This window comes from Rhodococcus sp. EPR-157 (genome assembly GCF_001647195.1).
GTDB lineage: Bacteria > Actinomycetota > Actinomycetes > Mycobacteriales > Mycobacteriaceae > Rhodococcoides.
Map to the genome: position 1 here is coordinate 1 of NZ_LVCV01000558.1, position 6540 is coordinate 6540.

Consider the following 6540-nt stretch of genomic DNA (forward strand, 5'->3'; position numbering starts at 1 on the left):
GTCGGACTTCTCCTGCGTGGTCTTGCCACGCGAGAGAGCCTTGGCCTCGATGGCCTCGGAATACGCCTTACCCTTCTGCGCAGACTCGAGCGCCACGTCCTTGAGGACGACCTCGATGCCCGCCTTCGCGCACACGTACGCGATGCCTGCGCCCATCATGCCTGCGCCGAGGACTGCGACCTTGGTGAACGTCGTCTTCTCGATGCCGTCCGGACGGGACTTGCCCGCGTTGATCGCCTGCAGATCGAAGAAGAATGCCTGAATCATGTTCTTCGAGACCTGGCCGACGACCAACTCGGTGAAGTAACGCGACTCGATGGTGCACGCATTGTCGAAGTCGACCTGCGCACCTTCGACTGCAGCAGCGAGAATCGCGCGCGGAGCCGGCATCGGTGCGCCCTTGATCTGCTTGCGCAGGTTGGACGGGAACGCCGGCAGGACCTGCGCGAGCTTGGGGTTCGACGGCGTGCCGCCGGGGATCTTGTAACCCTTGACGTCCCACGGTGCGACGCCACCCTCAGGGTTGGCCTTGATCCACGCCTTTGCGGCGGGCACCAATTCTTCGATGCTGCCGACCAATTCGTGAATCAGACCGACCTCGAGAGCCTTCGCCGGACGGAACCGGGTGCCCTGTGCGAGGACGGTCATGAAGCCGTTCTGGATACCGAGCAGCCGCGTGATACGGGCAACGCCACCGCCTCCGGGCAGCAGGCCGAGCGAGACCTCGGGCAGACCGATCTGCACACCGGGTACGTCGGCCGCGATGCGGTGATGCGTCGCGAGGGCGATCTCGAGTCCGCCGCCGAGTGCTGCACCGTTGATGGCAGACACGACCGGCTTGCCGAGCTTCTCGATGCGACGCAGCTGAGCCTTCACTCCCTGCACCTCGTCGAAGACCTGCTGTGCGTCCTCGGGGCGAGTAGCCAGAATGTTGTTCAGATCTCCGCCGGCGAAGAAGGTCTTCTTCGAGGACGTGAGGACAACGCCGGTGATGCTGTCCAGCTCCGCTTCGAGGCGGTCGACGGTGGCGCCCATCGATTCCTTGTAGAGCTGGTTCATCGTGTTGGCGCCCTGGTTCGGGTCGTCCATCGTGAGTACGACGATGCCGTCGGCGTCCTGGTCCCACTTGATCATGTTGTTTTCAGACATCAGTTGTTCCTCAGACTCGCTCGATGATGGTGGCAACGCCCATGCCGCCGCCGATGCACAGGGTGATCAGCGCGTATCGGCCGCCGCGGCGCTCGAGCTCGTCGAGCACAGTTCCGGTGATCATGGCGCCGGTGGCGCCGAGCGGGTGGCCCATCGCGATGGCGCCGCCGTTGACGTTGAGCTTCTCGTTCGGGATCTGAAGATCCTTCTGGAACCGAAGCACGACGGACGCGAACGCCTCGTTGAGTTCGAAGAGATCGATGTCGTCGACGGTCAGTCCTGCAGTTGCGAGAACCTTCTTCGACGCAGGCGTGGGGCCGGTCAACATGATCGTCGTGTCGGCGCCGCTCGTCGCGGTCGCAACGATGCGGGCGCGAGGCACGAGGTTCAGGTCCTTGCCTGCCTGCTCGCTGCCGACGAGGACGAGTGCCGCGCCGTCGACGATGCCGGAGCTGTTGCCGCCGGTGTGCACGTGATCGATCTTCTCGATCCAGTGGTACTTCTGCAGCGCTACGTCATCGAATCCGCCCATCGCGGCGATGCCGGTGAACGCGGGGTTCAGCTTGCCGAGTGACTCGACGGTGCTGCCCGGACGCATGTGCTCATCGTGATCGAGGATGAGCAGACCGTTCTGGTCCGTCACCGGAACGACCGACTTGGCGAAGTATCCGCCCGTCCATGCTGCTGCTGCACGTTCCTGCGACTGCACGGCATAGGCGTCGACGTCTTCGCGGCTGAACCCCTCGATCGTCGCGATGAGATCGGCACCGATGCCCTGCGGCGCGAAGTACGTGTCGTAGTTGGTGGCTGGGTCCATCGCCCAGGCTCCACCGTCGCTACCCATCGGGACACGCGACATGGACTCGACGCCACCAGCGATGACGACCTCGTCCCATCCTGAGCGCACCTTCTGTGCTGCCAGGTTGACCGCTTCGAGGCCGGACGCGCAGAACCGGTTGAGCTGGAAGCCGCCGACGGTGTCGGGCATCTTCGCGGCGAGGACCGCGGTGCGCGCGATATCGGCGCCCTGGTCACCCACCGGGGAGACGACACCGAGGATCAGGTCGGAGATGCGGTTCTCGTCGAGGTCTGGGAATCGTCGACGCAGTTCGTCGATCAGGCCGGTGACCAGCGAGATCGGCTTGACGGAGTGCAGTGCACCATTCTTCCCCTTGCCACGCGGGGTTCTGATGGCTTCGTAAATGAACGCTTCTGTAGTCACAGGGCGGTCGTTCCTTCCACGTACTTCTCATTCGGCGGCGGCACCGTAAGGCGCCACTGGACTCGAGGAATACACCTCGGCTTCGTTCAGCCTAGAACGCGTTACATCACCGGGTGAAGGACCCAAACGAGCGAACTACGTGACCGGTGTGTTCGTTTGAGCCGATCGAGGCGGGGGTAGAACTAGCATCACCAGTGGGGGAACATTGGCCAGCGACGGAGATGATGACCATGGAAACCCAGAAGCCGTTCACGATCGGGGCGCACGTCAAGGTGCGGTACAGCTCCGACCCGACGCTGCCCCGAGATAAATGGAGCAAGGAGTCGGGCGTGATCAAGGAAGACTTCGGCGAGCAGATCACCGCAGCCACCGGTCGCAGCTGGGCACAGGCGCACCGCTTCGCAGTCGCGCTCGACGACGGCCGGCTCGTATTCGTGGATCCGGAGAACCTGGAGCAGGCCTGACGGGCGGATGCAGTCCGGCGGGGTGCAGTCACCCTTTGTGCCGAGCTAGCACCCCCGCTCGCCTCCGGGCAGGTGTTCTAGCTCGGCAAAAGGTGTGCTAGCTCTGTGGAAGGTGCTCGATCCCCGCGGCACCTACTCCTTGAGCGGAGTCGCCCCGAGCTGCGCCTGCAACAGTTCCATCGCTACGGTCTCCGGATCGCGTCGAACCGACGGGTCGGCGGGTTCGGCAGCGGCCTTGAGCAGCTCTTCCTCATCCTCCGGGGTTTCGGGCGGCGGCGGTCCGGCCGGCTCGGGGTCGTCCGGGTAGTCCGGGGCCTCGGGCGGAGGAATGTCGTCGTACGCAGAGCCACCGCCCCCTCCCGAACCGCTCCCACCCGAACCATCGCCTGCTGAACCGAAGGCGTCATCGGTCGTCCGCGCCGGCTTACTCTGGCTCGGACGTGAGAACTTGGTGAGCGGGGCCTTCGGAGCTTCCTGCCCACCCTTGGACACCGGAGCGTCGTCGGCGGGTGCGGCTGCTCCGACGACACAGGTTACGGCCCAGTCGACGCCGAACACATCACGCAGTGCGTCACTGATGACGTCGGCATTCCTCGGTTCCTGCAGCCGCTTGGCGAGGGGAGCCGAATCGTGGCCGAGCGTGATCGACCCGGCGTCGACCGCCCGCACCGAAGCTCCGGACAGCATGACCTCGACGGTGCGGCTACGTTCGCGGACCTTGACTCTGACCTCGGACCACACCGCGCGCACCGCCGCTGCATCGGGTTGGTTGGACGCAGCGGCAACAGGTTCGGGCTCAGGTTCCGGCGCGGGCTCTGGTTCAGGCTGCGGTTCGGACGCAGCATGCACGGGGTCGAACGCCGGCTCGGGCTGTGGTTCCGAAACGGGCTCAGGTTCCGGCATCGGCACAGGTTCCGGCGTCGGCGTCGGCTCAGTTTCCGGCCTCGGCACAGGTTCCGGCGTCGGCTCAGGTTCCGGCGTCGGCTCAGCAGGCACCACAGCAACAGGCACCGGCTCAGCAGGAGCCGCATCGGCTGCCGGCCGCTGGGACGGACGGACGAACTTCGGCGCAACCTCCTCGACGGGCGGTGCCGCCTCGGGTCGACGCTGCACAGTCACCTGATCGACAGCGGCTTGCTCGCCCGCGGGAAGGGTGACGTCGAGCCGTCGCTCCAGCCGCTCCAGCCGCTGCAATACAGCCGATTCCGCATCCGACGCAGACGGAAGCAGCATCCGAGCGCACATCACTTCGAGGAGCAGCCGCGGAGCCGTGGCGCCTCTCATCTCACCGAGACCAGTGTGAACGATCTCGGCGTAGCGAGCGAGGGTCGCCGACCCGATGCGTTCGGACTCCTCGCGCAGACGCTCGAGAACGTCACCGGGGACGTCGACGAGGCCACGCTCGCCCGCGTCCGGGACGGCACGCATCAGTATGAGATCGCGGAGTCTCTCGAGGAGGTCGGTCGCGAACCGACGTGGATCGTGACCGGCGTCGACGACCTTGTCGATGGTTCCGAACAGCGAGCCGCCGTCGCCGACTGCCAGCGCGTCGACAGCCTCGTCGATGAGCGCAACATCGGTAACGCCGAGCAACGACAGCGCACGCGGATAGGTGACTCCTTCCGGCCCAGCGCCGGCAAGCAGTTGGTCGAGCACACTGAGGGAGTCACGCGGCGAACCGCCACCCGCGCGGATGACCAGCGGAAAAACCGGGGCCTCGACCTCGACATTCTCCTGCGCGCAGATCTTTTCCAGCAACCCACGCATCGTCGACGGCGGAAGCAGACGGAACGGATAGTGGTGTGTTCGCGACCGGATGGTCGGAAGGACCTTTTCCGGTTCCGTCGTCGCGAAGATGAATACGAGATGTTCGGGCGGCTCTTCGACGACCTTGAGCAGCGCGTTGAAGCCCGCCGTCGTGACCATGTGGGCCTCGTCGATGATGAAGATGACGTAGCGCGATTCGGCGGGCGCATAGACGGCCTTGTCGCGAAGATCACGGGCGTCGTCGACGCCACCGTGACTCGCTGCGTCCATCTCCACCACGTCGAGGTTTCCGGGTCCGCCCGGTGCGAGGGCGACGCAGGAATTGCACACCCCGCACGGCGTCGATGTCGGACCTTCGGCGCAGTTCAGCGATCGCGCGAGGATGCGCGCAGACGAGGTCTTTCCGCAGCCGCGAGGGCCGGAGAAGAGATAGGCGTGGTTGATCCGATTGGCGTTCAGCGCAACACTCAACGGCTCGGTGACGTGCTCCTGCCCGACGACATCAGCGAACGTCGCAGGACGGTACTTTCGGTAGAGAGCCACGCCTGGAAGGGTACCGGCGCACACCGACGCAAGCATCGATGGCCCGATACAAGACCCGGGTCATTCCGTGGGCTGGACCATTCGAATGCGCGTGAGGGTGATGCTGCGTCGCCCGTTCGACTGTGCCGACCATCCGTGAACGACTCCTGCGTCGAGCACGACGTCGCTGAGCTCGTCCATGATCGTGCCGCGCTTGGTATCCAGGCAATTCACCCGGACCGTGCCCCCAAGGGCAACCGCACGGGCCAATGCATCGACATCACGCGGCGCCAGCTGACACCATGCTCGGATCGACCCGGCCACTCGATCGACGTCGACATCCACCGCAGTTCCCGACGCCAGTGCCGCGGCGAGGACGGCAGGTGGGGTGCCCGCCCGGATCGCGAAGACCGGACCGGAAGCCGCCCGAGGCGCGTGGGCCCTCGAGACCTTCACGTCCGCCGCTGCACCCTCGACTGTCGGCGCATGCCCGGCTTCGCGGAGAACGTCCAGAACCAGACGGGCCGGAAGTGACGACACGACGACGGTGGGGGCGACGATGCGCGCCTTCAACTTCTCCAGTGACGCTATCTCTCGAATCAGCGATTCGTCGTCGCTCACGACGACACTCGACGCTGAACGGACGACCATGTGGCCGTGTCTCCGCGCGCAATCCTTGATCAAGTAGTCGAGCGACTGCGGTATGTCGGTGACGGCGACCTCGGACAGTTCGGCACACAGGTTCTCGGCCGTGCCACCGTCGTCGAAATATCGTCGAACCGATCCCGGGGAGAAACGCCACGTCGACGCCGCATCTTTCGATTCGGCAGTGGCAGCGCCGGAGAGGAGGTTCGAGATGCGCTCGCTTACCGGTCCGGTCACGACGGCGGTGAGATCGGGCAACAGCCGCAGCACACACTCCGACCCGTCGACGATGCGGTCCACGATCGGAGCGATGACCGTCTCGACAGCGCCCACGCCGCAACGGCCGAGACCGCCGAGCGCGCTCGACAGTTCGGTCGGCGCATGTCCCGCCAGCAGTCCCAGCCACGACAGTTCACGCCAGATCGCCTCGAGGTCCCCTGGATCGGCTGCGTCGACGAATCCCGGCAGTAACCACTCGAAATAGCGAAGCGCCGATGCGTCGTCGGCGACGCCCTTCGCTGGCATGGATGCGAGAACAGCGTGCCGAAGCATCGCAGTGGACGCATTGCTCGGATACACGCTCAGCACCTTGGCGCCAGAGAGATTGGTCGGCGAACCGTCCAGGCACCACCACTCGGCGATCATCGACACCAGCTTCTCCGCGCGGCTCGACGCCTTCCATGCGGGGAAGTCTGTGGTGCTTCGCACGACGCCGCGTCCATGCTGAAGCAGTCCCATCGACCGGCCCAGTTCCAGCACCAGTTCGACCAC

Annotated in this window: 5 protein-coding genes; 1 reads left to right on the forward strand and 4 read right to left on the reverse strand. The window is 65.3% G+C overall.

Annotated elements, in window-relative coordinates:
• Both A2J03_RS24645 and A2J03_RS24650 read right to left on the reverse strand, forming a co-directional pair.
• A partial coding sequence (locus A2J03_RS24645) for an enoyl-CoA hydratase-related protein (RefSeq protein ID WP_197480948.1) occupies positions 1 to 1149 on the reverse strand: 1149 nt, incomplete at its 3' end.
• 10 nt (positions 1150 to 1159) lie between these two features.
• On the reverse strand, positions 1160 to 2371 hold the full coding sequence (locus A2J03_RS24650; RefSeq protein ID WP_068379325.1) for an acetyl-CoA C-acetyltransferase: 1212 nt from the start codon (positions 2369 to 2371) through the stop codon (positions 1160 to 1162).
• A gap of 221 nt (positions 2372 to 2592) precedes the next feature.
• On the opposite strand from A2J03_RS24650, the gene A2J03_RS24655 reads away from it, so the two are divergent.
• Positions 2593 to 2835, forward strand: a complete 243-nt coding sequence (locus A2J03_RS24655) for a hypothetical protein (RefSeq protein WP_068379334.1) — start codon at positions 2593 to 2595, stop codon at positions 2833 to 2835.
• 132 nt (positions 2836 to 2967) lie between these two features.
• On the opposite strand, the gene A2J03_RS24660 is transcribed toward A2J03_RS24655, so the two are convergent.
• Positions 2968 to 5145, reverse strand: coding sequence for a DNA polymerase III subunits gamma/tau (locus tag A2J03_RS24660; protein WP_068379328.1), 2178 nt, complete (start codon positions 5143 to 5145; stop codon positions 2968 to 2970).
• Between the two features lie 60 nt (positions 5146 to 5205).
• Positions 5206 to 6540 (reverse strand): helicase-associated domain-containing protein (locus tag A2J03_RS24665; protein WP_231912704.1); only part of this gene is annotated, 1335 nt, incomplete at its 5' end.

Excerpts from the sequence above, each read along its gene's own strand:
- A2J03_RS24655 (WP_068379334.1), top strand. The coding sequence starts at position 2,593 with ATGATGACCATGGAAACCCAGAAGCCGTTCACGATCGGGGCGCACGTC.